Origin of the sequence: Natrinema sp. DC36 (assembly GCF_020405225.1) — an archaeon.
GTDB lineage: Archaea > Halobacteriota > Halobacteria > Halobacteriales > Natrialbaceae > Natrinema.
Genome location: NZ_CP084472.1, coordinates 1,524,783 through 1,550,565, shown reverse-complemented (window position 1 = coordinate 1,550,565; position 25,783 = coordinate 1,524,783). Strand labels below are relative to the sequence as shown.

Below are 25,783 nucleotides of genomic sequence, written 5' to 3'. Positions count from 1 at the left end.
ACTGTCTGGCCCGCGCACGGACACGATGTGGCTTTCACGACGACTCCGATTCAGACTCGCTCTCGTCGTCGAGCGGATCGGCCTGCAAGACGAACGCTCGCTCCGGCGGCGGGGCGATGCGCAACTCGATGCGCCGAGCGAGTTCGTAGTACTTCCGATTCCCGCGCCTGTAGTGTTCGACCAGCCCGGCGTCCTCGAGCGTCGAGAGGTGGTGGACGGCGGTTTTCCCGTCCATTCCGATCTCCGTTGCGAGTTCCGAGACGTACATCGGTTCCCGCGAGAGTTCCCTGAGAATCGCCAACCGCGTTCCGTTTCCCAGGGCGTCGATCAGTGTCACGCACGTCCGTACGACATCCCGCATCAAGAAGGGTGTCGCCGATTCTCACCGCACTCGCGGCCGAGGCTGGGGGGAAGCATGCCATCGATCCGATCTGTCGAAACGCGTGGACGCAGCTTTATCGGCGTCGTCGTGGGACGACTACTATGAGCGACCGTGTCGACTTCCCCGACGACAGAACCGGCGACCGACGGACGATCACGAGCGGCTTCTTCGAACAGGAGGTGTACCTCTCCAGCGAGGAGACGGCCGCGTTCCTCCACGACCTCGCCGATCAGCTCGAGGCCGGATCGTCGTTTACGATCTCCGCGTCGGAGTGGGAGATCCCCTTCGACTACAGTGATCCCGTCGAGGTCGAGATCGAGTTCTCCGAGCAGCGAGAGCGGGAACTCGAGATCGAACTCGAGTTCACGGAGCCGACGGAGGGCGGTGACCTGTCCGTTCGGTAAGCGGTGGCGAACTCCGTCGACTCGAGATGCGGTTCGTCGCGGTCCGACACGGTAACCGCAGTCCGACGCGGGAGCCGCGAACGGCGGTCCGATCCGGTAGCGGTCGGTATCGGTGCACACGGCTGCAGCTCTCGTGCGTTCAGCGACGACCATCGTCAGGGCGGTCCGATCTCGGCTCGACCGACGTAATGGATCGTGAACGCGAGCCAACACGAATTTTCGCCCCTGAAACTCGCGACAACCGGTCGATTTGGCGGGAAACGGTGTGCGCGATTTACGCGATTTCGGCCGGTCGGTCTCGTCGTCGTAGTCATGACTATTGACAACACGACCGAGCCGACGACCGGTACCGCCTCCCGAGCGAGTGTTTCCCGACGATTCGTCCTGGGGAGCATCGCCGCGGCGAGCACGCTCGCGAGTCTCCCCACGGCCGCGTTCGGACGACAAGACGACACGGTGGGCGACCTCGAGACGGTGGCCGAGTTCGAGCCGCCTGCACTCCCGGAGAATCTCGCGATCGACGAGCGGGGAACCGTCTACCTGAGTATGGGGCCAGCCGGCGAGATTCGTGCCGTCGATTCCGAGGGGAATCAGTCGTCGGTCGCAACGCTCGAGACCGGCGAGCAGGGGCTCCTACTCGGTATTACCGTCCTCGACGGCGTGCTCTACGCCGCGAACGCGTCGGGCCAGCCGGAGACGCACGGCATCTGGCGCGTCGATCCGGACGGTGGCGATCCCGAGCGGATCGCGTCGCTGTCGCCCGACGAATCGACGCCGAACGGGATCATCCCCGATCCGACGACGTCGGACGCGCTGCTCGTCTCCGATCACCTCGGCGGCGCGATCTGGCGCGTGACGATCGGCGGCGAGGCCGAGCCGTGGGTTTCGGATCCGTTGCTCGAGCCGGACATGGACGCCCAGACGCCGGTCGGCGCTGACGGGCTGGCCGTCCACCCGGACGGTGACGTCTACGTCGATAATCTCAACGCGGGATCGGTCATGCGAGTCCCGGTCGCGGACGACGGGAGCGCCGGGCAAGTAGAGCAGGTCGTCCAGGACGAGGGCCTGATCGGCGCGGACGGCATGACGTTCGACGAGGGCGGGACCCTGTACGTCGCGGTGAACGCGGCGAACGAGGTCGTCCGTATCACGGACGATCAGGAGATCGAGACGCTTGCCAGCGGTGACCCCCTCGATTTCCCCGCGGACGTCCACTTCGGCACGACCGAAGAAACCGCGACGTCGCTGTACATCGCGAACTTCGCCTACGGGACCTTCCTCGAGGACGCGGAAGCCGCTGAACCGAGCCTCGCGAGAGTCGATGTCGGAACGGCCGGTTACTTCCCGGAGACCGCCGGCGAAACGCCCGGTACGGCCAAGGAGGACGGCAGCGCTGACGACGATCGGCCCGGAGACGACGCGAACGAGACGGCCAACGACGAGTGACTCCGTAAACGCGCTCGGTCAGTGGTCGATCGAAAGCAGGATTCCTCCCGTCGGCTGACAGGATGTCATCACGGCGGCTGACAGAGCGGCGGCACTCTAGTCCCAACTGCAACGATTTCCACACCGATCGCACAATCAGCGGTTCTCGCTCACGGTGCACTTCGAACTCGAGCGACCAGCGCACGGATATTACGATTGGAAATAACTACAATGAATCAATGCTTCGAAAATTATTAATGGAGTGGTGTGGCGGTAGATTGCAATGGAACAAACCCTCGCGTTCGATACCGACGAGATACACGAGCGGATCGTTACCGGGGTAGCAGCGCTCGAAGGGACCGATCCCATGGAATTACCGCCGCTCTTTGACGCGGTCGATCCCGATGCACTCAACGCAGTGTTCGCAGCCACGGAGTCCGGCGAACGGCGGTCGGGATACGTCGGATTTCCGTACGCCGGTCATCAGGTTCGAGTGGAGTTCGACGAGACCGGGAACCCGGTCGTGACGATCGATTAAGTCGAAACACGCCGTCGTCCATCGGCGAGTTCGTTCTCGCGATTCGATCACACATCCTGACCCGGCAGCGTCCCGTCATCGTTCACGTGGTCCGCGACTGTCGCCACTGACAGCCTGTGGGAACCCGGTCAGATGACGGCTGTGCGATCAGCGCGCACCACGTTTCGGTCGCTAGTATAATGGATCACCGACCGGTACGGTTCACCAATGGCACGACTCGAGGGGCTGCGGGTGTATCCGGTGAAGGGACTCGACGGTATCGATCTCGAGGCGGCCGAGGTACTCGAGGGCGGGACCGTCGCTCACGACCGGGAGTTCGCGCTGTTCGACGCTGACGGCGACGTACTCAACGGGAAGCGGACCGATCGAGTGCACGACCTCGACACGAATTTCGATCCCGAAACGCGTGAGCTTGCGATCGAGACGACCGACGGCGAACGACAGCGATTCGACCTCGAGTCCGATCGCGAGACCGCAGCGGCCTGGTTGAGCGAGTTCTTCGATGTGGAGCTGTCGCTCGAGCGGGATCGATCGCTGGGATTCGTGGATCGACGCGAGATGGGACCGTCGGTGATCAGCACGGCGACGCTTCGCACCGTCGCCGACTGGTTCGACGAATTGACCGTCGAGGGCGTGCGGCGGCGGCTCCGGGCGAACGTCGAGGTCGGCGGCGTGGAGCCGTTCTGGGAGGACCGATTCGTCGGCGCGGACGCGCCGGCGTTCGAAGTCGGCGGGGTCCGGTTCGAGGGAGTGACGCCCTGTGGTAGATGCGTCGTTCCCCAGCGCGATCCCGACACCGGCGACCCGACTCCGGGGTTTCGAGAGCAGTTCGTTCGCCGCCGCGAGGAAACCTTCCCCGACTGGGCGGACGCGGACGCGTTCGACCACTACTATTCGCTAATGCTTATCGCGCGCGTCCCCGAACGCGACCGCGGCGAGACCCTTCGAGTCGACGATCCGGTCGCGATAGTCGACGACTGACGAGAGGGGGATACCGCCGACCGACTCAGTGATCGATTCCGGGCCGCTGAAACGTGGTTTCCGCCCCAGATCGCTCGTCGTCGGATTTCTCCAGCGCCCGTTCGAGTTCCGGCGCGGCCAGCACCTCGTTTCGGTCGGGCTCCTCCGGCCGCCGGAAATAGTACGTCTCCGCACAGCCGGCGACTAACTCCGAAAGCGGTCGGTCTTCGTCGTGGACGATCGAGACGAGATCACCCGTCACTGCGACGAGCACTGCGTCGTCCGGTTTGTACAGGGCGTCCCGGAGTTCGCAGACGGTACAGTCGGCCGGTAACTCGAGGGTGACGCCGTCGACGAGCGCCCATCGCGTCTCCATAGCCGATCCTTCGGGCAAGAGCCTCTATACGGTTGTGCCCGCAGACACATGCCGGCCGAGCGGCCCACCGCTACCGTTCGGATCCTGCGGCTATCGACCAGTCGACCGTCCTTGGCGACGAGACCGCGCCGGCCTCGAGCGGACGGTCGGCCGGCGACCACGTCAGGAAACGCTTAGGGTGTCTCGTCCGAAAATTCGAGTGTGAGCGAGAATCGCGTCGTTCAGGGACGAATGGTGACGGCCAAAAAACTCGCCGAGATCGTCGAGGGCGACTCCGTCATGGAGGTCGACTCGATCGAGGAGGCCGACGAGGAGTGTCCGGCGTGTGGCGGCTCCGTCCTCACGGTGACCTACATGCCGTCGGTGACTGAACTGGTCACCGGTCGGAAGTGCCAGGACTGTGACTGGAGCGAGACGGATCGGGACTGATCGGAATCGGAAGCGTCGTCCGCGTTCGTTTCGAGTCCGTTCTGATCCTCTCGAGTTACGAGGGAACGGGTGGGAGCGTCGCTTCGTCGATCCAGAACGCTTCGACGGCACGACCGAGTTCGGCGAACTCGGCCGGATCGCTCGGCTTGGTGAGATAGGCGTTCGCGCACAGTTCGTAACTCCTGACGATGTCTTCGGTCGCCTCCGAACTCGTGAGGACGATGACCGGGAGCGACGTGAGATTCGACTCGTTTTTGAGCGTCTCGAGCACCTCGAATCCGCTCGTTCTGGGAAGGTTTAGATCGAGTAACATGAGATCCACGTCGGGACCGCCCGCGGACAGCACCTGCTCATAGAGGAAGTCGAGGGCGGATCCACCGTCCGTGAACGTGTGAAAGACCGTCTCGAATCCCGCCGTTTTGAACGCCTCCTCTATCAGGCGAACGTCGCCGGGATTGTCTTCGACGAGAAGGATGGAAACGGGGTCGGGAGAGGACTGATGGGACACTAGATATATCTCGAGAGGGGAGGCGGGGGCTTAAGGCTGATGACAAAGCACGTTGGGTTCGCCTCACCGATCCGTAAAACCGGCCGCTGCTGCGTTGCTACAAGTGAGCGAGCACCGTGAGCGAAAACCGCGGACTGTGCGATCCGTGTGGACTTCGTTGCAGTCGGTACTACAGTCGTTCGACGCGCAGGGTCGGCCGTTACCGCTCGACGAGCGTCCCCCCGGCCAGCCCCTCCCACTCGACGCGATAGCCGAGTTGTGAGAGGATCGCACTAGAGTCGGAGAGATCGACCGCCTCGAGGATCGCTTCGGCGTCCGTGAGTGCTATCCCCGCCTCGATTTCGTCCGCTACCGACTCGAGAACGGCGGGGCGAACCAGCGTCCGACCGACCCATTCGTGGTCGGGGAAGTCCTTGTCCGCGAGCGCGTCCGGGCTCGCGCCGTGACGATCCGCCAGCTCGTCCACCGTGACGGCGTCATCCGCCGGCCGCAGCACATCGGGAAGGCGGGCCGCGCTCTCGGCGACCAGTTGGCGTTCGTACTCCCGGAGGACGTCGGCGACGTCTTTGACCCTGACCGTTCCCGAGTAAGGGATCGCTCGATGGTCGCGGGCGGCGATCTCCTCGCCGACGCCCAGCGATTCGTCGACGGCGACCAGCATGGCCACGTCCTCGAGATCGGCGAGCTGAGCGAGCTTCTTCTCGACGTATTCGGGCGTCCAGAACCCCATGATCTCGAAATAGACGCGGAAATCACCGCGGTCGCCGTCGAACTCGTCCGACGCGTCCCCGCGGGGACGACCCGCGGGAGCGTATTCGAACGCGAAATCGGGGATCATCACCCCCGTTCCCGTCGCGAGGGGCTCGGGTTCGCGGACGAGGTCCCAGTCCAGATCCAGATTCGTAAAGCGAGCCGCGAAATCGGCTTCCACACCGCTGTCGAAGGACACCTCCGCGATCGGCTCCGCGTCGGGTACCCGGACGGGATCCTCGTGGGACAGTTCGAGGGTTCGTTCGGTGCCGCGGTCGTCGATCGTCGCCTCGAGGTGCCACCGATCGGCCGTCGCGACGCTTCGAAGGAGGCGTGCGAAGCGAGTCCCGTACCGCCGGGTCGCGCGAAAGAGGTGGGTCGGGCCCGTGACGACGACCTCGCGGTCGGATATCCCCTCGACTCCGCCTGCGGATTCGGCGTCGACCCGGTGGATCTCGTACATCAGCCGCAACCGCTTGATCGCCGAAATCAACGCCTTCGGATCGCTCGAGCGCACTCGAACCTCGGTCGCGTCGAAGAGCGCCGTCTGCGCGAGCGAGAGGTTGTACTGGGCGATCAGACCGTCCGGGTCCCAACGTGACTCGACCGCGGTCACGACCTGTCGCTCCTCGAGATCGGCGTACAGCGCGGCCTCGAGGTCGTCCGCCGACACGTCGAGCGATTCGCTCGCGCGGATGAACGCCATCGCGCGCTCGTCCTCGGTGACGACGCCGACGGCCTCGGCCGCCTCGAACACCGCCGCCCGGGCCCGCTCGGGCTCGATCGCCGTCTCCGTCTCCGCGACGGTCTCGCGTTCGACCAGCGCCGCGAGGCCGCGTGCGAGTTTGAAGTCCTCGGCCTCGCGCTCGAGTGCGGTCAGCGCGTTCTCGAGCGTCGCCCGCGGTTCGCCGACGTGGCCCTGATACGTGCCGATGATGCGGGCGGCGAGCGGCCGGTGTTCGCGGTCGGCGAACTGGGGGTGGTAGCCGCCGCCGGCCCGCGAGACGCGAAGCAGGTCCTTCGTCAGCATCTGTCTCGAGTCGGCGCGGCATCGTCAAAAGTCACCCGGACGGTGGCAGGTCCGAGTAACGTTCAAGTAGCGCGGCTACAGCCGTCGATCTCCGTCTCGTTACTCCTGTCCGGGTGCCTCGCCGTTCTCACAGTCCGTGATATATCCCTTGGCCTGTGGATGGTCAGGATGGAGCTCTAGGACGGTCTCCATCTTTGCCGTCCCCGTCTCGCAGTCGCCACGCCAGTAGGCCTCGAGGCCGTCTTCGTAGGCACGCTGCATCTCGCCGGTGGTGTTCTCCACGTCGAGTTCGCTCAGGAACCCCTTCGCGACCTCGATCGGGAGACCGAACTGGATGTCCTGAATGTCGACGTTGGGTGGACTGAACGTCGCAACGCCGACGACCTCCCCGTCGCTGTTGTACATGGGGCCGCCGCTGTTGCCGCTATTGATCGCTGCGTCGGTCTGGATCGAATCGACGCCGGAGTTGAGCGTCCGCCGCGCGCTGACGATCCCGGTCGTCATCGTCGGCTCGAGGGTGGTGTTCCTGTCGTCGAACACCTCGTCGATGCCGATGTCGGGATAGCCGATGACGTAGAGTTCCTCGCCGGTACCGACGTCGGTCGCGCTTCCGAGCGTCACCGTCGGGAGGTTCTCACCGTCGATGTCCAGGATCGCGATGTCACGACCCATCGACGGCTCGCCGCCGACCTCCGTGTAGACCGTCCCCTCCGTCTCGATATCCGCGGACCAGCTCTCGACCTCGAGGTCGTCGTCGGGGGTTGCCTTCCCGTTCAGGACGTTCACTTCCTCGGAGACGCTTCCGAGGCTGCCGTTCTCCCGGTAGTAGTCCATGATCTCTTCGTAGAGTATCTGACCGGCCTCGTCTCGCTGCTCTTCGGAGAGGTTCCCGCTCGAGGCCAGCTCTTGTCGGATCGCTTCGCTCTTGTTCACCGCGAACCGCTGAAAGACCGTTTCTTTGGGATTCTGATGCGTTCCGACGACGTGTGCGTTCGTAACGACGGTGCCGTCAGGCGAGACGATGAAGCCAGACCCCATCGCCCCGCTCCGGACAGATTCGCGTTTCGTGGTGCTGTTTTGCTCGCGAACGGCGATCAGACTCTCGGCAGTCTCGATGGGGCCCCGTTGGTCGGATTCCGTCGTTGTCTGTTCGTACGAGCCCTGGTACGCTCCGTTCTGGTAGATCTCGAGAACCGGTCGCGAGCTTTCGGTCTGGATTTGGTAGCCCAGATTCTCCGTGGCTCCCGACTCGTATTCGAGAAAGAGTTGGTTGTCTCGCGTTGCCCATTCGCCGTACTGTGTCCTCGAGGTTTCTAGTACGAACGTACGGTCGGAAGAGAAGTAGACTCGACTGTTCCCCGTTTCCCAGGTACCGAGGAGAGTCGGGTCGACGACGTCAACCCAGCGAGCCGACGGCCACGTCATCGTTCCGTCGACGACGTGGCGAACGTTCGTTATCGCGGCCTTATCCCGCTGGATGATCTGACTCTCGACGTTCGGCGGATCCGGCACTTCTTCCGGTTCCGACTCGCCGTCGTCCGTTTCGTTCCCGTTCGTTTCCTCCCCGTCCGTCTCGCTGTCAGTCCCCGGATCACTCGTCTCCTCAGAAGATCCGCTACAGCCCGCGATGGCGACGGTTCCAGCCGCCGAAGCGGCTTGCAACATTCGACGCCGTGTGACGATTTCGTCCTCCCAATCCATAAGATATGCTGACTTCCGAATTGGGCCATAAGTGTCCTTTGGCCGATGGGTTTGGTCCCTGCTAACACAGATTAGCCGACTGCCTCGAGTCGGTAGCGGTCTCGGTGCGGACTCGGGACTTCACTTTCACCGCGCTACGCGAGCCCTTTTCACCGATCGTCCCCTTCTCGTCACATGGTCCTCGCGAAAAATAGAACGGGACTCACAGTCACAGAAACCGAGACGAGAGCGGCGTCGCGCCCCGGACGCGACCGGAACGAGGTGACCGGCGATGTCGCGTAGTCCGCCGTCCGACGACATCGTCGCCGACCCCGACCACTCCCGGCTGGTGGATGGGCGGACGCTCGAGCGCGTGACGTTCCGGGCCACCGACGAACAGCTCGCCGCCCTCGAATCGCTCGTGGACGCCGACGTCTACCATTCCCGGAGCGAAGCGCTCCGGGCCGGAGTGCAACAGCTTCTCGAGCGGCACCGTTCGTCCGAGATCGATCCCGATGATCAGTAGCTCCGCCCCGAGATCGCACCTTTCGAACGGATCAGGCGTCGGCATCATCGAGCCGGCGGCCCTCGCTAACTACGGTCCCTGTGAATAGAGGACACGGCAGCCGTTGGCCGAGCCGAAGCGACTAATCCGGCTCGGCGACGTGCGTCTGCCATCCAACGATCGTCAGTCACGACGACGACCTGCGATCCGTTCCTCGCCGGTATTTTCGGAGATGACCTCGTAGAGGATCGCTCGTCCGCCGTCGGATTTCGGGCGAAGGATCCGTCCGAGTCGCTGGACGAACTCCCGCTCGCTGCCGCTGCCCGAGAGCACGACCGCCACGTTCGCGTCGGGGACGTCGACCCCCTCGTCTAACACGTTCGAGGTCGCGACCCGGGTGTATCTCCCCTCGCGGAACCGCTCGAGGATCTCCCGGCGCTCCGTCGTGCCGGTCTGGTGGGTGATCGTCGGGATCAGGAACCGTTCGCTGACGTCGTACGCGAGGTCGTTGTGCGCCGTGAAGACGATGATCCGCTCGCCGCGGTGGTCGTCGAGGATGTCCGCGAGCGCCGCGAGCTTCGCCTCGCTCCCGAACATGAGTTCCCGAGCGCGCTGGCGCGCGAGCAGCGCCTCCCGTGCGTCGGGATCGCTGCCCGATCGCTTGACGAGTTCCTGATAGTCCGAGCCGCTGCGCATCTCGATGTTCGAGCGCGCGAGATAGTCCGTGAACACGTCCTGATTCCGCTCGTATTCCTCGCGCTCGTCGGCGGTGAGCGAGACCTCGAGTCGCTTAACGTCGTAGTTCGCGAGATGATCGCCGGCGAGTTCGTCCACGTCGACGCGGTGGATCAGCGGACCGACGATTTCCTCGAGCACCTCGTGTGCGCCGTCGGGCCGCTCGAAGGTCGCAGTGAGCCCCAGCCGCGCGGGTGCGGCCAGCAGCCGCGCGATCTCGCGGTAGCCCTCGCCGCCGAGGTGGTGGACCTCGTCGAAGACCACGAGGCCGAACCGGTCGCCCACCGAATCGGCCTTCAGGTACGCCGAGTCGTAGGTCGAAACGGTGATCGCCTCGAGGCGCTGTTCGCCGCCGCCGAAGCGGCCGATCGGCCGATCGAATTCGCGCTCGAGTTCGCGCTGCCACTGCTCGAGCAGGTCGATCGTCGGTACGACGACGAGCGTCGGGACCGAGAGCCGCTCGATCGCTTTCAGCGCGATGACGGTCTTGCCGCTGCCAGTCGGGAGTTCGAGGACGCCGGCGGGCGCTCGACCGATCGACGCGAGGGTCGGGACGTCGCCCCAGCGATCGGTCTCGAGCCACCTCTCGAGCGCCGTCGTCTGATAGTCGCGCAGTTCGTACGCCGACTCGAGGGCGGGTACTGACTCGAGGTCGAGGACGCGATCGTCGACTGTGACATCCGTTTCCGCCAGCGCTGCACGGAGGGCGGCGTATCGAACGGCCGGGACGCGCCAGCCGTCAGTCCGCTGGTCGGTCTCGAGGTCGGGGACGGCCGTCCGAAGCGACGACGGCGAGATCGACGACTCCTCGAGGCCGTCGATCCGGATCGTCCCGTCCTCGTACCGGAGTTCGATCGCGGACGATTCGTCGGCCAGTGTCGGCGTCACGGGACACAATCGGGTGCAGACCCACATATACGGTCGGGTATTTCGCGACCTCGAGATCGATCGGTATCTATTGCTCGCTGATGTGGGCTCAGTACAGGGCAAAGAGATATCCGTAGTGAATTGAACGCTATTATAATAGATAATCCAAATTCCGCCAACGAGTGTGTTCTTTATCCGTTGGACGCGACCAACGACGAACTCGAAACGATGTGGATTCTCGCCAAGGAGGGAGATTATACCCATCTGGAGGATAGCCAATAAGGAATCAGCATAGAAGGGAAGAAGAGTCGGTGAGACGCAACTATGTATGTTTCAAGCTTATTTTCGTTCCTCACAAAAATTCAAATTCCTCTTCGTCACAATTCGGGCATGATGTGCCGTGATATGATACTGGTTCTGCACCCGGCCCAGCCATGAAGACAAACTCACAGTTCATACATTCAACATACTCTCCCACCATAGCAATCATACGTTCTCTCCCGCCGGCTGTTCGCAGATAATCACCCCGGTACTATCGACTGTTACATCGAAGTCGGCATACTGGAAAGAGACGTGGCACTCCTCTCGGGTTGCGGAGACCATCTGATTTAGAGCATCAGGGTCGATAGCCTGATACAATGGGTCCAGTTCTAGTGGATCCGTTTGGGTGAGAGAGCCGATTGCAGCGACGACAGCATGGCTCGGGTCGTCGAGAGCAAAATCGCATTCGACGCGATAGCGCCCATCATCACAGGGCTCGACATCAAGAGCAGTTGGCAGTGGCCCAGCGACGGAGTCCTCGGCGGGGATATTTTCTTGAGTCACAACATAGATAGGGGCGGAAGGTGAATGAAAATGACTTCTGCCTAGGCAATATCTTTATACGGTCATTCGGATGGCGAATGGATAATAGTACTGGAAACCAACCGCCTCATACCTCGTCGCAGTCGCGAAGCGAATGCTTGGCGGGTGATTCCAAGTTCATCAGCGACCTCATCTTGGGACGCATCCCGGGGAGAATCAAAGTACCCACGAGCGTACGCGAGCGTCAAGGCTTCCCGTTGTGCCTCCGTGAGGTCGTACTCGTTCCCCGAGTGCATCGGGGACAACGCGTGGAGTTGGACGAGTTCAATGGGAATATTGCACTCATTGCAATATGATTGGAAGTCCGAGATATCTTGCTGGTCCTCACCACGGACGTCAAATGTCCATTTATCCTCCTTGCCAATAGCTGACATGAGTGATACACCCGTTTCGAGGATTGCTTTGAGGACACTCTCGTAATCTAAATCCCACTCAATCCGAATAAGTGCCTCGTCCTCAACTCTATCAACTATTTTCAAGTCGTTGAGGCCGGGATGATTGATTCCATCCATAGAAACCTCTGAGCTATTGTCAAGTTGTAACCAAAAGTATGGAATTATTGCATGATTCGTTGGAACGACGCGGTCTAATTCAACTTTGGAGCTAGGGAACTTCTCGAAGACTTCCGCGAGAGGGAACTCGTCATTAGTGGATGTGAACGAGGCCTCAATTGCCATGCCACTATTTCTCGCGAATAGATAAAAACCCCACCTCTCGGGGACCGTGTCCAGTTCAAGAGCGTTTACCTCACAGACCCGTATGAAAAATACCGCTACTTGACCATGTGTAGTTGCTGTTCAGTACAGGCGAAGAACTTACTGCTGCGGTCGGATCGCAATCGTTGCACCCGCGAACGAGCGAAGCGAGTGAGCGGCCTTTTTAGCGTAGATTTTTGCGCCGAGAGGTGAGCGAGCAACGCGAGCGAACCCGAGGCGGAAAAAGGTACGTTCGCAGACGTAGTTATCGAACCGGACGATTCAGTTCGGATCTCACCCTGAATAAAGAAATGGCATTGCCAACTACTGTTATATGGATGGTAGTCCAATCTGGGACATGTTCTCTCATGACATATCAAGGTACCGTCTCTGTGGTCCCTCCGTGCGATTTCCGAACGAACAACTACAGGAAGCGAGGGACAACGCGTGACCAGGAACGCTGACAAACTGCAAAACGTTGCGCTCGGAACCGCTCCGGCCGATCTCGTCGTTACGAACGGGCGAGTACTGTTACCGGAATCCCGACGCATCGTCGATCGTGAGATTGCCGTCGAAACCGACCGGATTGCAGCAGTCACGACCGATGCGAGCGACGTAACGGGCCCGGAGACGACGGTTGTCGACGCCACGGGGAAAGTGGTTACCCCGGGATTCGTCAACGCGCACGTTCACGTCGACTCGTTCCAGCCGTTCGAACGGGCCTATCACCGCGTTCTTGCAACCGGAACCACGGCCGTCGTAACCGAAATCTGTGAATTCGGGAGCTGTTTCGGTGAACCCGGTGTCCGACAACTCCTCGAGGCGACGGCCGACCTCCCGATTCGGGTTTTCGGGACCGTTCCGCCGCAGGCGTTCCTCGATGCATTTAGCGTCGGGTACGACCAGTTCGACGATACCGATCGCGAGGAGCTGTCCGCCCTGCTCCAGGAGGATCGAATCGTCGGCATCGGCGAAATTCCCTGGATACAGCTCGTCGGGCGCTCATCGCCGGCTGAATCACTCGCTGCGCGGGCTCGAGCGCTCGGCAAAACGGTGAGCGGTCACGGAGCCGGTTGTTCGGGTCGTCGATTGACCGCTCTCGCCGCGACGATCACCGACGACCACGAGATGGTTTCGAGCGAGGAGGTCGCCGAGCGCCTCGAGAACGGGATTCACTCGATCGGGCGCTATGGGACGTTTCGCGACGATATCGACGCGCTCGCCGACGCCTACGAGCGGTTCGGGTCGGCGGAACTCTCGCTCTCGACGGACTGGATCTGGCCGACTGATATCGTTACGGAGGGGTACATGGACGCCGTCGTTCGACGGGCCATCGAAGCGGGAATTGACCCGGTCGACGCCGTTCGAATGGCGACGCTCAACCCCGCTCGTCACTTCGGTCTTCCAGATATCGGCTCGCTATCTCCCGGTTCGCGAGCCGATATCATCGTTCTCGACGATCTCGAAGATGTCGCCGTCGAGACGGTTATCAGCGGCGGCGAAATCGTGGTCGACGGCGGCACGCCGATCGTCGAGCCCCGCTCGCACACCTACCCCGAGTGGTTCCGCGATTCGATCTCACTGTCGCTGGACGAAGGGGCGTTGCGAGTCCCGACGGCCGACGGTTCCGACGGGACCGTCAGAGCGATCCACTGCGAGGGCGGAACAGTGACCAGCGAGGCGACCGTCGAACCGGCGATTGCGGACGGGGAATTCGTCGCGACCCCGGACCGCGACGCGCTCAAGGTCGGGCTCTTCGATCGCTCGCCGAGTGGAGTCGGGGATGGCTTTACCGGATTCCTCTCAGGTTTCGGACTCGAGGCGGGCGCGGTCGCGACGTCCCATACGTGGCAGACCCCCGGCGTGATCGCCGTCGGTGCGGACGAAGACGCGATGCGACGATCGATCGCGGACGTGATCGAGATGGGGGGCGGGTGGGCCGTTCGTGGCCACGAGACGACTCGCGTCACGTTCCCAACGCCGATCGGCGCCCGCTGTGCAGGCCGTGATATCTCCGAAACCGCCGAGAAGATGGCCGACGTGAGCTCGGCGCTCCGGGAGTTAGGGGCTCGTCTCGAGGAACCGGCACTCATCCTGCAAGCGCTGTCGTTCACCGGCGTTCCGTCGCTCAGGATGTCGTTTTCCGGCTACGAAGACGTGTTCGCACGAGAAACCGTCGGTACCGATCCGGCGTGTGACCGCTGACAAAATCGGTCAGCCCATTTCACATGGCGAGCGGCTTCGGTCACCCATCGGAACCGGCGCGACGGCACTTCCACCCGTTGAGGCGTGCATTTGTTCGGCTATGCCAGAAGCGCTACCGTTTCGAGGATAACAGGGGATTCGTCACGTCGCGAACCGGATTGTTTACGCCATTCGTTAGGCATTTACACGATATGCCACGGTATTACGAGGATTTGGAGATCGGTGAGACCTACGAGACCGGGGGATACACGGTCACCAAACAAGAGATCATCGAGTTCGCCGAGCAGTTCGACCCGCAGCCGTTCCATCTCGACGAGGAGGCCGCTCAGGATTCGATGTTCGGTGAACTGGTCGCCAGCGGCCTCCACACGCTCTGTTTGTCCGTCCGGTTGTTCGTCACGGAGATCGTCAACGGCGAGGTCGATATCGCAAATATGGGCGGCCTCGGGATGGACGATCTGCGCTGGCACGAGCCGGTCCGCCCCGGTGAGACGCTTCGCGTCCGGGTCGAGGTCGTCGGCAAGACACCCTCGACGAGCCGATCGGATCGCGGTTACGTTGATTTCCATCGCAGCGTCGTCAACGATGCCGATGAAGACGTGATGTCGATCCTCTCGCACAATATCGTCCGCCGAACAGACGCGGCAGACTAGCGTCACCCGCTCGCGTTCTAGCGCTGCCACAACGAGTTATCATTGACTGGCCATCCCGAGTGAGAGCGTCTCCGTTCCTCGTTTGGGATCGCTGCTCCGTCGCTGAGAGGCGCCCAACGGTATATGTGGGTAGCTCGGAATGACTGTGGTATGGGAACGTATGACTGTCTCGAGTACGCTGTAGACGAGGGCGTGGCCCGAATCGCACTGGATCGTCCCGAGGCTCTCAACGCGTTGAATCCGCCGTTACTGCGCGAACTCGAGGACGCGATCGGACGCGCTGCGGGCGCCGATGAGGTTCGAGTCGTCGTCCTGAGCGGCAACGGCCGCGCCTTTTCGTCGGGCTACGATATCAGCGAGGCCGAGACCGAGCAATCGACCGATGATCGCATCCTCGACCAGCGGACTCACCTCGAGGCGATCTTTTCGTCGCGGCTTCCGGTCATCGCGGCGGTCGACGGGCCCGCAGTCGCCGGTGGGTGCAACCTCGCGATCTGCTGTGATCTCACCTTCGCGACGGCGCCCTCCGAATTCGGCTATCCCGACATGCACTTCGGCGAACCCCCGCCGAAGTTCGTGCTGCCGTTCGTAACGAATTCCCTGAAAGACGCCCGGGAACTGCTCTATTCGGGGAAGACCGTCGACGCAGCCACTGCCGCCGAGATGGGACTCGTCAATCGGGCCGTCCCCGAAGGCGAACTGGACGCAACCGTCGAGACGGAAGTGGCCGCGATCAAGAAGACCCCGAGTACGGCCGTTGCTATCGCGAAAGACATGCTCAACGATGTGCAGGAGACGCAGGGGTTCAGACGGTACGGCCGCGTCGACGAGTACGTTGGTGCCCTCACCATGGAATCCACGTCTGCGGAACGGTTTCGCGAAATTCGGAACGAGGAGGGGCTGCAGGCTGCCCTCGAGTGGATGCACGAAACCGACAAAGCCTGAGCGGAGGGAGCGGGACGACCGCCCGTGTCCGCCAGTCGAATACCGAGCAGCAGGTGCTCGGCGTGGCGGCCGGCCGTTGGCGGTCCTGACCGATAAAGCTAGCATCTCAGGCCTGAAGCGTCACTAGTTCACGCTTTTGGACGGCTCAGCACCCGCTTTGAATTTGACCACGTTCTTCGTCGCGATCTTGATTTCCTTCCCTGTCTGCGGGTTGCGCCCCGTTCGGGCAGACCGCTTCGAGATACTGAACGAGCCGAACCCGATCAGCGACACGGTTTTACCCCTATCAGATATTCAAACGGCGGGTAGAATCTTAAGCAATCTATACTTATTTTCTGCACTATATTACATTCGAACTTATATTACTGTCTCTAAACACCAGTCCCCCTGGCGGGTGTGGGTCATCGGCCCACTATGTAATTGGGAGGAATCTCAGCGGTCAGTTCGCATCTGTCGTGATCGGTTCACGGTTTCGCTCCATCCGGCGCGAGTCGCCGTACCTCAACCCTTTTATTACCGCTGTTCGTTGACTGGCACATGAGCGAAGACGAGGGCACGAACACGTCCGCCCAGGGTGTCCCGTCCGAGGAGGAATCCGACGACGGCGAAACGGCCGACGTGGATCCTGACGAGTCGACGGACGGGGAATCGGAACCGGCTCCTGACTCGGACGACGCCGAATCGGAATTTACGGCTACGGACGACGACTCGAGCGCTGACGCGGTCGACGAGACAGCCACAGCGGGGACCGCGACGACCGCGGACGAGGATGCAGCCGAGGCAACAGCGACTGAACCGGCCAGGGAGGATGTCGGCGAAGACGGGGAGGCACCCGAAACGAGCGAGGACGTTCAGCGCATGCTCGATCGGGTCACCGAGTACGACGACGAACTCGCCCACAAGGTCAACTCGATCGTCGAGGAGGCCCGCGACCTCAACGGGACCGTCAAACACCAGCGCGAGGAACTCGAGGATCTCTCCGAGCGCATCGAGTCCCAGGCCGAGACCATCGGCGAACTCCAGACCGAACTCGACGAGTACGAGGCTGCCCTGAACGAGCGCGACGAGCAAATAGCGGAGTACGAGGAGGAGATAGAGGACCTGAAGAGCCGGCTCAAGCGCAAACAGGCGGACTTCCAGAACTACAAGAAACGCGCCAAGAAGCGCCAACAGCAGATCAAGGATCGCGCCGCCGAGGACCTCGTCGAACGGCTCATCGGCGTCCGGGACAACCTCAAACGCGCGCTCGAAGAGGAGAGCGGCGACGTCGAAACGCTCCGAGACGGCGTCGATATGACGCTGCGCGAGTTCGATCGCATTCTCGAGGACGAGAACGTTTCGGAGATCGATCCCGACCCGGGTACCGAGGCCGATCCGCAGCGCCACGAGGTCATGATGCAGGTCGACAGCGACCAGCCCGAGGGGACCATCGCCGACGTCTACACGCCCGGTTACGAGATGGGGGAGAAGGTCATCCAGAGCGCCCAGGTGACAGTCTCGAACGGCGAATTCGCGGATGCGGACGAAGAAGACGGGGCAGACGAGAGCGAGGAGGAGGGAGCAGCCGACGAATCGGACGAGCGACGCGACGCGACTGAGGCTGACGAGGCGGGCGGCGGGTCCGATGCAGATGCCGACACGACCGCAGACGACGAAGCGGCCGAGGCCGACGAGTCGTCGGCGAACGACGCTAATGACGGTGATGAAGCGATCGAACTCGGCGGCGAAGTCGCCGAGGACGACCGCGAGGACACGTCGACGGACGCCGCAGCAAACGAATCGAACGAATAAGGCGAGCGGACCCGCTTGAGCCGTCGGCGAATCACCGGCGGACCGAGACGTGAATCGCCGCTCGAGCCGACGCGGATCGTGTGAGGCCGAATTTGACGCCCGTTTTTACTGGACCCCGACTGTCTCGAGCGAGGCTGAGAGCCGCGGTATCCGGATTTTATTCGGTTCCTCCGTCTGCCTAGTAACCTTTAAAACAAAGTGCGCACAATACCCGGCCACTATGGCAAGCAACAAGATTCTCGGAATCGACCTCGGGACGACGAACAGCGCGTTCGCGGTGATGGAAGGCGGCGATCCGGAGATTATCGTCAACGCCGAAGGCGAACGGACGACGCCCTCCGTCGTCGCCTTCACGGACGACGACGAGCGCCTCGTCGGCAAACCCGCGAAGAATCAGGCGATTCAGAACCCCGAAAAGACGATCGCCTCGATCAAGCGCCACATCGGCGAGGACGACTACACCGTCGAGATCGAGGGCGAGGAGTATACGCCCGAGGAGATCTCGGCGATGATCCTCCAGAAGATCAAACGCGATGCCGAAGACTATCTGGGCGACGAAGTAGAGAAAGCCGTCATCACGGTCCCCGCGTACTTCTCCGACCGACAGCGCCAGGCGACCAAGGACGCCGGCGAGATCGCCGGCTTCGAGGTCGAACGCATCATCAACGAGCCGACGGCTGCGTCGATGGCCTACGGGTTAGACGACGACTCCGACCAGACCGTTCTGGTTTACGACCTCGGCGGCGGCACCTTCGACGTCTCCATTCTCGATCTCGGCGGCGGCGTCTACGAGGTCGTCGCGACCAACGGTGACAACGACCTCGGTGGCGACGACTGGGACGAGGCCATTATCGACTGGCTCGCCGACGAGTTCGAGGAGGAACACGGGATGGACCTCCGCGACGACCGTCAGGCCCTCCAGCGGCTCAAGGACGCCGCCGAGGAGGCCAAGATCGAACTCAGTAGTCGGAAGGAGACCGAGATCAACCTGCCCTTCATCACGGCGACCGACGACGGCCCGATCCACCTCGAGGAGTCCATGACTCGAGCCAAGTTCGAGTCGCTGACGCAGGATCTGATCGATCGCACCGTCGACCCGACAGAGCAGGCGCTCGAGGACGCGGGCTACGATGCAGACGAGATCGACGAAGTCCTCCTCGTCGGCGGCTCGACCCGGATGCCACAGGTCGCCGAGAAGGTCGAAGAGTTGACCGGCAAGGCACCCCAGAAGAACGTCAACCCCGACGAGGCCGTCGCGCTGGGCGCGGCGATCCAGGGCGGCGTACTGGGCGGCGAGGTCGACGATATCGTCCTGCTGGACGTGACGCCTCTCTCGCTGGGTATCGAGGTCAAGGGCGGCCTCTTCGAGCGACTCATCGAGAAGAACACGACGATTCCGACCGAAGAGTCGAAGATCTTCACCACCGCGGCGGACAACCAGACCACGGTGCAGGTCCGGGTCTTCCAGGGCGAGCGCGAACTGGCCGCGGAGAACGAGATGCTCGGCGAGTTCCACCTGACCGGCATCCCGCCGGCCCCCGCCGGAACGCCACAGATCGAAGTCACGTTCTCGATCGACGAGAACGGCATCGTCAACGTGAGCGCGGAGGACAAGGGCAGCGGCACCACCGAGGAGATCACCATCGAGGGCGGTGCCGGGCTCTCCGACTCCGAGATCGAGAAGATGCAGCGCGAAGCCGAGAAACACGCCGAAGAGGACCAGCAAAAGCGCCAGCGCATCGAGGCCCGCAACAACGCCGAGGCCACGATCCAGCGCGCCGAAACGCTGCTCGAGGAGAACGACGAGCAGGTCGACGACGACCTTCGCGCGGACATCGAGGACGCGATCGAGGACCTCGAGGCGACGATCGACGACGACGAAGCCGACGCCGACGACATCGAGGCGGCGACCGAGAACCTGAGCGAAGAACTTCAGGAGATCGGCAAGCAGATCTACCAGGAAGCCGGTGCCGCGGACGCCGGTGCGGCCGGCGGCGCAGCGGGTGCCGGAGCGGCGGGCGCTGGCGGTGCTGCGGGCGCAGGCCCCGGCGGCATGGGCGGCGGTCCGAACCCCGGTCCCGACGCGGGCGCTGCCGGTGACGAGGACGAGGAGTTCGTCGACGCCGACTTCGAGGACGTCGACTTCGAGGAAGACGACGAGGAGTAACGCGAGCAGTCGTCCCCTTGGGCTCGATGGGCGAGCGTAGCGAGTCCATCGTCGTTTCGAAACCGACAGTGATTTTCGAAGTTGGTATTGGGATCCCCTAACAGTGGTCCATATCCCGGTAGCTCTCCTCCACAATTGATCCGAGCGGCGGAGTCCTCGGCTTTCCGTTGGGCTTCATAGACGATGGAAAAGGGACGATCTTCTCGGCAGCCAGACGTTCCGACTTCAAGGTAACTGATGTCGGGACACTCTCTGAGGATTAGATGTGGTGGTTCCAGATGGAAACGCCGAGCGTACTCAACGGTTTGTCGACGAGTACGTCGGAGAGAAATACGGAGACTGGGTCTCTGTCCGATAATGATACTTCAGGAAATTACACAGAGATCGAAGTGAGTCGACAAGAAATATTGAGTCTGGCAAGTGGAAATGCGCCTAGTGATAATGAACTTCCGGAGTGGGTGTCCGAAACATCCGCAAACGAAGTAGAACTCAAATCAGCAGAGCGTATCGATCAACCGTCTGCTAGAGACTATGGAGTCACGACTCAGTCTGCTACCCCTGACGCACAGTGGGGGTTTGACTTCGAATTTAAAGGTAGAGAATTCGAAGCCACGCTATCAATTTACGATCGAGATGATCCGCTCTGTAATTACGGAGTTTCATTTTCGACCGGCGTTTATTCCGCTACTAGGAAACGGATTGACTGTGAAGGATCGAGATCACTCGGTGTTGATCTTGTAGTTGCTAACCTTGAAGTTACTATTGAACCAATCGATGGGATTATGTTCACTAATGGAGTGCATCTGACTGGAGAGGTCTGCGTAGGCGGCTGGCGATTCGAAGAGTGTGGTTCGCTGAGTTATGAATTCGAATACTGAGAATAGATCACCCTGCATATTCACTATCCTCAATCTAAATTTCTAATTTAGTTATTACTTTTTGAAGACAGTAGGTACTGACCGTCTAATTGAGGCTGCCAGTGATGAGAAAGAATACCGATCAGGGATTCTTGTTGAACAATTATACACGCATCACGAGAAATTGCGTGGGTGATCCAGATTACAAAAACCGATGGGGTTCGACCGTACCACAAGATCAGGAGAAATAAAACAATTGATATATAATTTAATACTATTGAGGTATTTATAATAGTTATATTTATATTAGTATATACAATAACAAGTAATTTTAAGTATCATGTCCGACAAGGTATTATTATGCCCTAGTTTCGCTCTATATCGCGAAAAGCCCGACTAGAGCCCCCTACGTGACGGCCCACCCAAACTGAGACACAAGTTGATACCCCGCTCTCTACACGTCATGAACACTCCATCCACTACATCCGACTCAGAACCGATTGACGAACGATCCCTCGGTGGCATCCTCGTTCACCCGCTGGCACTTTTCACCGCGTTCGTCGGTCCCGCGGTCATGTACGCCGTCTCGGACGACGAGTTCACCCGAGAGAACGCTCGCCACGCGTTCAATTGGCACGTCACCGTCGTCGTGCTGGCGGCCATCGCGTTCCCGATAGCCCTCCTCGGTGCCGACGAGGCTACCATCGGCGGAGAATCGATCGATCCGTCGTTGCTTCCCTCACCGCTTGAGCCGGTGTTCATGGTCGTCGGTATACTACTGCTGCTCGTGACGACCATTGCGGTGCTTCTCACGTTCGCGTATGCCATCGTCGCGACCCTGAAAGCGGTCTCCGGATCGGTGTGGTCCTACCCCGGTGCAATCGATATCGTCGGTCGTAATCGGTAGTCACCGGATCCGCCGCAGTCGGTTCCAGCACGTGGCGATTTTCCCCTTTCGCAGCTTTTGAGTTACCGCTGCGGTGAAGGCGAAGCACTGCACCCGCGAGCGACCACCGGGAGCGAGCGGCCTTTTTGGCGTAGATTTTTGCGCCGAGTGGTTCCGAACGAAGTGAGGAATCCCGAGGCGGAAAAGGTACGTCCGGAACGTTCGTTTCAAGTGTCTCAACCGACTATCGGGTGAACAACGAATGAGCGAGGACTTCTACGACGTTCTCGGCGTGAGCTCCGACGCGTCTGCCGAGGAGATCAAACAGGCGTATCGGTCGAAGGCCACCGAGTACCATCCGGACGTCAGCGACGACCCCGATGCCGAGGAGAAGTTCAAAAAGATCCAGAAGGCCAAACAGGTGTTGACCGACGAGGAGAAGCGCGAGGCCTACGATCAGATGGGTCACGACCGCTACGAGCAGGCCGAGAAACACGGCTTCGACGCCGGCGACGCGGGCGGTGCTGGGGGAATGGGCGGCGGCCCGTTCGGCGGGATGGGCGGCGGTGGCATGGGCGGCGGTGGCGGCCTCGGCGACCTCTTCGAGCAGGTCTTCGGCGGCGGTGGCGGCGGTGGACGCGGCCGCCGTCGACCCCGCAAGGGTCGCGACCTGCGAACCGAACTCGAGATCGACCTCGAGGAGGCCTACGAGGGGGCCCAAAAGCAGTTCACCGTCGAGCGGCCCGAGGAGTGCGAGGTCTGCGAGGGCGAGGGCCATCCACCGGAAGCGGACGCCGAAACCTGTCCGCAGTGTCAGGGCCAGGGTCAGGTGACCCAGGTCCAGCAGACGCCGCTGGGCCGGGTCCAGCAGACGACGGCCTGTCCCCGCTGCGAGGGAGAGGGGACGCTGTACTCCGAGACGTGCGGGGAGTGTCGCGGCGAGGGCTACGTCCGAAACGAGGCGACGCTGACCGTCGAGGTCCCGGCCGGCATTCAGGAAGGCCAGACCCTTCGGATGGAAGGCGAGGGCGCACCGAGCCCCGAGGGCGGTCCCCACGGGGACCTGCTGATCGACGTCTCGATCCGCGAGCACGAGGAGTTCGAGCGCGAGGGCGACGACCTCCAGTACCGGCTGCCGATATCGTTCCCGCAGGCCACCTTCGGCGACACCGTCGAAGTGCCGACGCTCGAGGGCGCAGCCGAATTCGAGATTCCGACGGGGACCCAGAGCGGCGAGACGTTCCGCCTCGAGGGGAAGGGCATGCCCCGGCTTCGCGGTCGCGGACAGGGCGACCTCTTCGTGAAGGTACAGGTCGTCACCCCCGAGAGCCTGAACGAGGAGCAACGCGATGCGCTCGAGGAGTTCGCGGCAGCCGGCGGCGACGAAATCGAGGTGAAGGAGGGCTTCTTCGAGAAGATCAAGCGGGCGTTCTAGCGAGCGGGACAGTTCCTTACAGCGGGCACGACCGTTATCTCACCGGTAAATATGGGGCACGCCCCATCAGTCATCGGTGATGAACATCGCTCGAACGTACCAATCTGTGAATCAGGTGCGCAAGCTACTTCGGACGGAACGACGGACCGGGTCGTCGTTCGACCTCCCGGCCCGTCGCCGACTCTGGCGCTTTCACGCGTTCGATCCGGCCGCCGACCCGACGCCACTGACCGACGGTGGAATCGAACTCGAGCACCGGACCGGGTCGGAAACGATGCGGCCGACCGAGGAACCGATCGACTGGCTCGACGACGCTCTCTCGGACGGGGACCGGCTCGTGTTGAAGTGGTTCAGCGGCGGCGGCGGAAACAACGTCCACTTCCTCGAGCGAGTGGACGGCGAGTACCGGTTCGACGGCGAGTTGACGAGCGAGTCCGACCTCGTCGAGACGCTCGCTGGCCTCGAGAACTACCTCGTCTGCGAGTTCATCGAACAGGCCGACTACGCGGACGAGTTGTTCCCCGACACGGCGAACACGCTCCGGGTCCTGACGATGTACGACGAGCGGGCGGGAGAAGCGTTCATCCCGATCGCGATTCACCGGATCGGGACTGGGGACTCCGTCCCCGTGGACAACTTCTCGAACGGTGGACTGAGCGCAGAGATCGATCCCGAGACCGGCGCTCTCAGTGCGGGTGCAGAGTATCCACACGACGGTGTCGTCGACTGGCACGAGAGTCACCCCGAGACCGGCGCTCGTATCGAGGGGACAGCGATTCCCGGCTGGGAGCAAACTCGAGACCGCTTGCTCGAGATCGCGGAGACGCTCTCCCACGTTCCCTACGTCGGCTGGGATCTGGTCGTCACCGACGACGGCGAGTTCCAGATCATCGAGGCCAACAGCTATCCGGGCGTCGCCTCGCTTCAGGTGCACCGACCGCTGCTCGCTGATGGTCGAACGCGACGGTTTTACCGGGATCACGGCGTCATCTGAGGCAACTGACGGCGCTCGAGCAATTCTCCTCAGCGGACACCCATCACGTAATTGCTCTCGAGCAGACGCCTTCAAGCAGACATCCTCGAGCGGTCGCCGGAGCGGTTCGGCTACTGCTATGAGTGTCACGGTATCGTACAGCATAGATTATGGCTGTTGCGACCGAACGGTTAGACGGAGATACCCATGTCAGCACAACAGATACTGCTCCTCGCCGGTGACTTCGTCGAGGACTACGAGATCATGGTCCCGTTTCAGGCGCTCCAGATGGTCGGCCACGAGGTCCATGCCGTCTGCCCCGAAAAGGAGACCGGCGACACCTGTCCGACGGCCATCCACGATTTCGAGGGAGATCAGACGTACACCGAGAAGCCGGGCCACAACTTCGAAGTAAACTACGACTTCGATGCCGTCGATCCCGCCGACTACGACGCGCTCGTCGTTCCGGGCGGGCGCGCACCCGAGTACCTCCGAACGTACGACGAGGTGCTCGAGATAACCCGCCACTTCTTCGAGGCGGACAAACCGGTCGCGGCGCTGTGTCACGGCGTCCAGATCCTCGCTGCCGCGGACGTCCTTGAGGGCCGCACCTGTACCGGCTATCCGGCGCTCGAAGCGGACGTCCGGATCTCGGGGGGCACCTGGAAAGACGGCGTCACGCGCGACGGCAATCTCGTGACGGGCCAGGCGTGGCCGGACCACCCCGAGTGGCTCGCGCAGTTCCTCGAGTGTCTCGGGACGGACATCGACCACGCCGCGCCGGCGGCAGCGGACGACTGATACGGTCTGCTGTAACGATTTACCGTCGCGACCGCAGGTCGGATCACGGTCGCGCCGAAAATGACTTACAGCAGTCCGTATGGACTCACCCCGCCGTATGGCGGGCCACGACGGCGACGCCGGCGATGCGAGTCGGCGTCCTTTTTCCGCCCCGGTTCCCAGTCTCGAGTATGAACGCTGGGACGGTCGACGAGCTGTTTACCCGGGAGCTCCGCGACGACCGGATCGGGCTCGTCGACGCGACGGGTCGGGAGTACGACTACCACTGGCTGTGTACCTCCTCGTGGCAGGCCGGGAACTTCCTGCGCCACGCGGGCGTTCGCGAGGATGTCACCGTCGGCGTCGTCGGTGACGGCCCGCTCGCACTGCTCGCTTTCTTCGGGACGACGCTACTCGAGGGAACCACCCGTTTCGAGCCGCCGACCGACCTCGCGGACGCGGACGACTTTCGGGCCCTCGTCGCACCCGTTTCGGACCTCGAGGAGTACGACCTCCCGCGGGGCGCACAGCGCGTCGGCTACGGCTCGAAACCCGAAGCGCCGGACGTCCACCACTTCGACGCCGGCATCTGGACCGAAAACCCGTCGTTTCCGCCGCTAGCTATCGATCCCGAGACCGCCGTCCTGACCGACGGCGAGCGGACCGTCGCTCACGACGGGCTGCTCGAGGCCGCACGCGAGGTGGTCGCGGAGAACGGCCTCGAAGCGGACGATCGGGTCGTCGTTCGCGCGCCGCTGTCCGATCCGCGAGCCGTCGCGGCCGGCGTGATCGCACCGCTGCTCGTCCGGGGCGTGATCGTGCTTCCGGACGACGAAGACGGGGCCGCGGTCGACCGGGGAACGTCCGCCGTCTCGAGCGAGTCGGTTCCCGAATCGAACCGGATCGATCTCGACGCGGTGTCGCTTCCCTGAAGGCGGTTACT

The 25,783-nt window shown here is 62.1% G+C and carries 25 protein-coding genes and 1 pseudogene; 17 read left to right on the top strand and 9 right to left on the bottom strand.

Going from position 1 to position 25,783, the window contains the following annotated elements:
- Window positions 1-34 precede the first annotated feature (34 nt).
- On the bottom strand, window positions 35-337 hold the full coding sequence (locus LDH74_RS08320) for a winged helix-turn-helix domain-containing protein (protein ID WP_226042043.1): 303 nt from the start codon (window positions 335-337) through the stop codon (window positions 35-37).
- Between the two features lie 146 nt (window positions 338-483).
- Between LDH74_RS08320 and LDH74_RS08315 the strand changes: the two genes are divergently transcribed.
- From LDH74_RS08315 to LDH74_RS08300, 4 genes are all read left to right on the top strand, one after another.
- A complete protein-coding gene (locus LDH74_RS08315; protein ID WP_226042042.1) occupies window positions 484-786 on the top strand; it encodes an amphi-Trp domain-containing protein in 303 nt (100 codons plus the stop codon).
- A 312-nt stretch (window positions 787-1,098) separates the two neighbouring features.
- Window positions 1,099-2,232 (top strand): hypothetical protein, encoded by a 1,134-nt coding sequence (locus LDH74_RS08310; RefSeq protein ID WP_226042041.1) that lies wholly within the window; start codon window positions 1,099-1,101, stop codon window positions 2,230-2,232.
- 262 nt (window positions 2,233-2,494) lie between these two features.
- Window positions 2,495-2,749, top strand: coding sequence for a HalOD1 output domain-containing protein (locus tag LDH74_RS08305; protein WP_226042040.1), 255 nt, complete (start codon window positions 2,495-2,497; stop codon window positions 2,747-2,749).
- 207 nt (window positions 2,750-2,956) lie between these two features.
- Window positions 2,957-3,730 carry an MOSC N-terminal beta barrel domain-containing protein gene (locus LDH74_RS08300; RefSeq protein WP_226042039.1) on the top strand — a complete coding sequence of 258 codons (774 nt, stop codon included), beginning with the start codon at window positions 2,957-2,959 and terminating at the stop codon, window positions 3,728-3,730.
- 25 nt (window positions 3,731-3,755) lie between these two features.
- Here LDH74_RS08300 and LDH74_RS08295 read toward each other — a convergent pair whose 3' ends face one another.
- Complete coding sequence (locus tag LDH74_RS08295; RefSeq protein WP_226042038.1) at window positions 3,756-4,085, bottom strand: hypothetical protein; 330 nt, start codon at window positions 4,083-4,085, stop codon at window positions 3,756-3,758.
- Between the two features lie 201 nt (window positions 4,086-4,286).
- On the opposite strand from LDH74_RS08295, the gene LDH74_RS08290 reads away from it, so the two are divergent.
- Window positions 4,287-4,514: a DUF5795 family protein gene (locus LDH74_RS08290; protein WP_226042037.1), complete on the top strand. Its 228-nt coding sequence runs from the start codon at window positions 4,287-4,289 to the stop codon at window positions 4,512-4,514.
- 55 nt (window positions 4,515-4,569) lie between these two features.
- Here the strand turns inward: LDH74_RS08290 and LDH74_RS08285 are convergent, their stop codons facing one another.
- The 3 genes from LDH74_RS08285 to LDH74_RS08275 all read right to left on the bottom strand — a co-directional run bounded on the left by LDH74_RS08285 (window position 4,570) and on the right by LDH74_RS08275 (window position 8,503).
- Window positions 4,570-5,022 (bottom strand): response regulator, encoded by a 453-nt coding sequence (locus LDH74_RS08285; protein ID WP_226042036.1) that lies wholly within the window; start codon window positions 5,020-5,022, stop codon window positions 4,570-4,572.
- Window positions 5,023-5,221: 199 nt separating this feature from the next.
- A complete protein-coding gene (locus tag LDH74_RS08280; protein WP_226042035.1) occupies window positions 5,222-6,802 on the bottom strand; it encodes a DUF790 family protein in 1,581 nt (526 codons plus the stop codon).
- Between the two features lie 99 nt (window positions 6,803-6,901).
- Window positions 6,902-8,503: a trypsin-like peptidase domain-containing protein gene (locus tag LDH74_RS08275; protein WP_226042034.1), complete on the bottom strand. Its 1,602-nt coding sequence runs from the start codon at window positions 8,501-8,503 to the stop codon at window positions 6,902-6,904.
- Window positions 8,504-8,774: 271 nt separating this feature from the next.
- Here LDH74_RS08275 and LDH74_RS08270 point away from each other — a divergent pair, with 271 nt between their 5' ends.
- Window positions 8,775-9,008, top strand: a complete 234-nt coding sequence (locus LDH74_RS08270; RefSeq protein ID WP_226042033.1) for a ribbon-helix-helix domain-containing protein — start codon at window positions 8,775-8,777, stop codon at window positions 9,006-9,008.
- A 162-nt stretch (window positions 9,009-9,170) separates the two neighbouring features.
- On the opposite strand, the gene LDH74_RS08265 is transcribed toward LDH74_RS08270, so the two are convergent.
- From LDH74_RS08265 to LDH74_RS08255, 3 genes are all read right to left on the bottom strand, one after another.
- Window positions 9,171-10,637, bottom strand: a complete 1,467-nt coding sequence (locus LDH74_RS08265) for a DEAD/DEAH box helicase family protein (protein ID WP_226042032.1) — start codon at window positions 10,635-10,637, stop codon at window positions 9,171-9,173.
- A gap of 438 nt (window positions 10,638-11,075) precedes the next feature.
- Window positions 11,076-11,414, bottom strand: coding sequence for a HalOD1 output domain-containing protein (locus LDH74_RS08260; RefSeq protein WP_226042031.1), 339 nt, complete (start codon window positions 11,412-11,414; stop codon window positions 11,076-11,078).
- Between the two features lie 62 nt (window positions 11,415-11,476).
- Window positions 11,477-12,130 (bottom strand): helix-turn-helix domain-containing protein, encoded by a 654-nt coding sequence (locus LDH74_RS08255; RefSeq protein ID WP_226042030.1) that lies wholly within the window; start codon window positions 12,128-12,130, stop codon window positions 11,477-11,479.
- Between the two features lie 465 nt (window positions 12,131-12,595).
- On the opposite strand from LDH74_RS08255, the gene LDH74_RS08250 reads away from it, so the two are divergent.
- The 3 genes from LDH74_RS08250 (at window position 12,596) to LDH74_RS08240 (ending at window position 15,951) form a co-directional block, all read left to right on the top strand.
- Window positions 12,596-14,353: an adenine deaminase C-terminal domain-containing protein gene (locus LDH74_RS08250; RefSeq protein ID WP_226042029.1), complete on the top strand. Its 1,758-nt coding sequence runs from the start codon at window positions 12,596-12,598 to the stop codon at window positions 14,351-14,353.
- A gap of 191 nt (window positions 14,354-14,544) precedes the next feature.
- Window positions 14,545-15,006 (top strand): MaoC family dehydratase, encoded by a 462-nt coding sequence (locus tag LDH74_RS08245; protein ID WP_226042028.1) that lies wholly within the window; start codon window positions 14,545-14,547, stop codon window positions 15,004-15,006.
- A 150-nt stretch (window positions 15,007-15,156) separates the two neighbouring features.
- On the top strand, window positions 15,157-15,951 hold the full coding sequence (locus tag LDH74_RS08240) for an enoyl-CoA hydratase/isomerase family protein (RefSeq protein WP_226042027.1): 795 nt from the start codon (window positions 15,157-15,159) through the stop codon (window positions 15,949-15,951).
- Between the two features lie 123 nt (window positions 15,952-16,074).
- On the opposite strand, the pseudogene LDH74_RS26640 reads toward LDH74_RS08240, so the two are convergent.
- A pseudogene (locus tag LDH74_RS26640) lies at window positions 16,075-16,233 on the bottom strand (HU family DNA-binding protein); the annotation flags it as partial.
- Between the two features lie 255 nt (window positions 16,234-16,488).
- On the opposite strand from LDH74_RS26640, the gene grpE reads away from it, so the two are divergent.
- From grpE to LDH74_RS08195, 8 genes are all read left to right on the top strand, one after another.
- The gene (gene grpE, locus LDH74_RS08230) at window positions 16,489-17,742 is read left to right on the top strand and encodes a nucleotide exchange factor GrpE (protein WP_226042026.1); all 1,254 of its coding nucleotides are present in this window, start codon (window positions 16,489-16,491) and stop codon (window positions 17,740-17,742) included.
- 220 nt (window positions 17,743-17,962) lie between these two features.
- Complete coding sequence (dnaK, locus tag LDH74_RS08225; protein WP_226042025.1) at window positions 17,963-19,909, top strand: molecular chaperone DnaK; 1,947 nt, start codon at window positions 17,963-17,965, stop codon at window positions 19,907-19,909.
- Between the two features lie 278 nt (window positions 19,910-20,187).
- The gene (locus LDH74_RS08220; RefSeq protein ID WP_226042024.1) at window positions 20,188-20,787 is read left to right on the top strand and encodes a hypothetical protein; all 600 of its coding nucleotides are present in this window, start codon (window positions 20,188-20,190) and stop codon (window positions 20,785-20,787) included.
- Between the two features lie 442 nt (window positions 20,788-21,229).
- Window positions 21,230-21,673 (top strand): DUF4870 domain-containing protein, encoded by a 444-nt coding sequence (locus LDH74_RS08215; protein WP_226042023.1) that lies wholly within the window; start codon window positions 21,230-21,232, stop codon window positions 21,671-21,673.
- A 241-nt stretch (window positions 21,674-21,914) separates the two neighbouring features.
- Window positions 21,915-23,087 (top strand): molecular chaperone DnaJ, encoded by a 1,173-nt coding sequence (gene dnaJ / locus LDH74_RS08210; RefSeq protein ID WP_226042022.1) that lies wholly within the window; start codon window positions 21,915-21,917, stop codon window positions 23,085-23,087.
- A 106-nt stretch (window positions 23,088-23,193) separates the two neighbouring features.
- Entirely contained in the window at window positions 23,194-24,081 is an 888-nt protein-coding gene (locus LDH74_RS08205; RefSeq protein ID WP_226042021.1) for a sugar-transfer associated ATP-grasp domain-containing protein, read from the top strand.
- 186 nt (window positions 24,082-24,267) lie between these two features.
- Complete coding sequence (locus LDH74_RS08200) at window positions 24,268-24,861, top strand: DJ-1/PfpI family protein (RefSeq protein ID WP_226042020.1); 594 nt, start codon at window positions 24,268-24,270, stop codon at window positions 24,859-24,861.
- A gap of 170 nt (window positions 24,862-25,031) precedes the next feature.
- Complete coding sequence (locus LDH74_RS08195; RefSeq protein WP_226042019.1) at window positions 25,032-25,772, top strand: hypothetical protein; 741 nt, start codon at window positions 25,032-25,034, stop codon at window positions 25,770-25,772.
- Window positions 25,773-25,783 lie beyond the last annotated feature (11 nt).

Coding starts and splice junctions, on each gene's coding strand:
- LDH74_RS08195 (WP_226042019.1), top strand. CDS start 25,032: ATGAACGCTGGGACGGTCGACGAGCTGTTTACCCGGGAGCTCCGCGAC.
- LDH74_RS08200 (WP_226042020.1), top strand. CDS start 24,268: ATGTCAGCACAACAGATACTGCTCCTCGCCGGTGACTTCGTCGAGGAC.
- LDH74_RS08220 (WP_226042024.1), top strand. CDS start 20,188: ATGGAAACGCCGAGCGTACTCAACGGTTTGTCGACGAGTACGTCGGAG.
- LDH74_RS08240 (WP_226042027.1), top strand. CDS start 15,157: ATGGGAACGTATGACTGTCTCGAGTACGCTGTAGACGAGGGCGTGGCC.
- LDH74_RS08315 (WP_226042042.1), top strand. CDS start 484: ATGAGCGACCGTGTCGACTTCCCCGACGACAGAACCGGCGACCGACGG.
- LDH74_RS08265 (WP_226042032.1), bottom strand. CDS start 10,637: ATGTGGGTCTGCACCCGATTGTGTCCCGTGACGCCGACACTGGCCGAC.
- LDH74_RS08270 (WP_226042033.1), top strand. CDS start 8,775: ATGTCGCGTAGTCCGCCGTCCGACGACATCGTCGCCGACCCCGACCAC.
- LDH74_RS08245 (WP_226042028.1), top strand. CDS start 14,545: ATGCCACGGTATTACGAGGATTTGGAGATCGGTGAGACCTACGAGACC.
- grpE (WP_226042026.1), top strand. CDS start 16,489: ATGAGCGAAGACGAGGGCACGAACACGTCCGCCCAGGGTGTCCCGTCC.
- dnaK (WP_226042025.1), top strand. CDS start 17,963: ATGGCAAGCAACAAGATTCTCGGAATCGACCTCGGGACGACGAACAGC.
- LDH74_RS08275 (WP_226042034.1), bottom strand. CDS start 8,503: ATGGATTGGGAGGACGAAATCGTCACACGGCGTCGAATGTTGCAAGCC.
- LDH74_RS08295 (WP_226042038.1), bottom strand. CDS start 4,085: ATGGAGACGCGATGGGCGCTCGTCGACGGCGTCACCCTCGAGTTACCG.
- dnaJ (WP_226042022.1), top strand. CDS start 21,915: ATGAGCGAGGACTTCTACGACGTTCTCGGCGTGAGCTCCGACGCGTCT.
- LDH74_RS08215 (WP_226042023.1), top strand. CDS start 21,230: ATGAACACTCCATCCACTACATCCGACTCAGAACCGATTGACGAACGA.
- LDH74_RS08300 (WP_226042039.1), top strand. CDS start 2,957: ATGGCACGACTCGAGGGGCTGCGGGTGTATCCGGTGAAGGGACTCGAC.
- LDH74_RS08310 (WP_226042041.1), top strand. CDS start 1,099: ATGACTATTGACAACACGACCGAGCCGACGACCGGTACCGCCTCCCGA.
- LDH74_RS08255 (WP_226042030.1), bottom strand. CDS start 12,130: ATGGCAATTGAGGCCTCGTTCACATCCACTAATGACGAGTTCCCTCTC.
- LDH74_RS08280 (WP_226042035.1), bottom strand. CDS start 6,802: ATGCTGACGAAGGACCTGCTTCGCGTCTCGCGGGCCGGCGGCGGCTAC.
- LDH74_RS08305 (WP_226042040.1), top strand. CDS start 2,495: ATGGAACAAACCCTCGCGTTCGATACCGACGAGATACACGAGCGGATC.